This window comes from Polaromonas sp. P1_E1_2, assembly GCF_056406035.1.
The window spans coordinates 1-1,377 of the sequence record NZ_JBFUAZ010000844.1 but is presented as its reverse complement, the minus strand read 5'-3'; the positions used below and the strand labels follow the sequence as shown (position 1 = coordinate 1,377).

Sequence of the window (1,377 nt, the reverse complement as noted above, 5' to 3'; positions counted from 1 at the left end):
GGCAGGGTGATGTCGGTCAACCCGGTTTGGCCGGTCTGGTTGAGTGCGTGGGCTTGTGTGTAGCCGATGGCTTTCATGGTGATTTCCTTTGCGTGTGATGTTGCGTGGCGTTGTGTTCAGCAGTGCTCAAAACTGATTCTTGAACTGTATTGAATTTGAAAATGAAGATAAACAAGCTTTCAGTTGAAGCTATTTGCAAATAAAATTTGTAAATGAAAGCCCTGCAAGACCTGGAAATCTTTATTCGCACTGTCGACACAGGCAGCCTGTCGGCCACGGCCCGCAGCCTGGACCTGACGCCGGCGGCCGCCAGCGCGGCACTCAAACGGCTGGAGGCAGAATTGCAGGCGCCGCTTTTTGTGCGTTCCACCCGCAGCTTGCGGTTGACGCGCGAAGGTGAGGTTTTCCTCGCACACTGCCGGCCCGCGCTGGCCGCCCTGCGAGATGCCCAGCTGGAGCTCGCCAGCGGCCGGCAGCAGGTGCGCGGTGTGCTGCAGCTGGCCGCGCCATCAGACTTCGGCCGCAATGTGCTGCTGCCCTGGCTGGAAGCGTTTCAGCTGKTGCATCCCGGCATTCAATACCGGCTGCACCTGTCGGATCGCGTGACCAATGTCTACAGCGACCTGGTGGACGCGGCTTTTCGGCAAGGCGAGCCGCCCGATTCCAGCATGCTGGCGTTGCCGGTGGATTTGACGAATCGGCGCGTGCTGTGTGCGTCACCTGCCTACCTCGCGTTGCACGGTACGCCTGATACGCCGCAGGCACTGGCAAAGCATATTTGCCTGTGCTTCATGCTGGGTGAAGAYGTGTATGACCGTTGGAAGTTCTGGAGAAATGGCGAAGAGCTCACGGTGCGTGCCACTGGCGGCAATGTTGCCAACGATGGCGACGCGGTTCGCCGGTGGGCCCTGGCCGGCCGCGGCATCACTTACAAGTCGCGGCTGGATGTGGTGGGCGACCTGGCTGCGGGGCGGCTGGTCGCCCTGTGCACAGAATGGCAAACCGAGGCTGTACCGCTGTACATGGTGTTACCGGGACGGCGGCAACTGACGCCCGGCCTGCGCCTGCTCAGGGAATTTATCGGCGCACGCTGCCTGGCGCTTTCCGAAGCCCGGTGAGGCACTCACCCCATGAGGAAACCGTATGTCCGTGTGCGGTGTGGAAAACCACCCTTACTTCAGGGTGGGGATCAGGACTACAGGCTCGCAGCCGTGCAGGGCGCACAATGAATTTTCCAGTTGCCCCCCGGCAACCGCAAGACAGCCCGGCCGGCAGGCCTCTTCGCTGTAACCGTCCTGAAAGGAAAACAATACCCATGCAAGTCCAAGTCAATTCCAATCACACCATGCACACCGGCGAATCGTTCGAGCGCTGGGC

Annotated in this window: 1 protein-coding gene; it reads left to right on the top strand. The window is 60.4% G+C overall.

The genetic code is table 11. The features are described 5' to 3' along the window. Positions 1-212: 212 nt before the first annotated feature. Complete coding sequence (locus AC1D1P_RS23430) at positions 213-1,118, top strand: LysR family transcriptional regulator (protein WP_477674653.1); 906 nt, start codon at positions 213-215, stop codon at positions 1,116-1,118. Positions 1,119-1,377 lie beyond the last annotated feature (259 nt).